At 65.7% G+C, this 347-nt stretch carries 1 pseudogene; it reads right to left on the minus strand.

From position 1 onward, the window contains the following. A pseudogene (locus tag OZ411_RS43195) lies at window positions 1-347 on the minus strand (hypothetical protein); the annotation flags it as partial.

Here is a 347-nt window from a genome sequence, read left to right on the forward strand (position 1 = left end):
CCCAGAACGCATCATCATAGGGATAGCCCCAGAAGGTGTAGTCATAAATGTCATAGAAAGCGAACGGCCAGAACAAGGGGCCGACCCATCCAAAACCGCCATCGCGGTGGCGCCACCACGACCAGTTGCCACCGTGCCACGCCGCCGTGGCTAAGCTCGCAGTGATGAACGCGCGGGTGCGCGGATCGCGCAACGCGACGGTGCTGTTCAGCGCTCGGTTGATAGGGCGCGCGTTCAGTGAACGCCGCACGGCGTTGGCGTTCCGCGCCACGTTGACGTGCCTCGCCGCAAGCGCGGAGGCGCCGACCGCCGCGGCTCTGTTGTGCGGCGCGAACGATCGCTGGCTG

The sequence above is a fragment of the Bradyrhizobium sp. Arg237L genome (genome assembly GCF_029990105.1).
GTDB lineage: Bacteria > Pseudomonadota > Alphaproteobacteria > Rhizobiales > Xanthobacteraceae > Bradyrhizobium.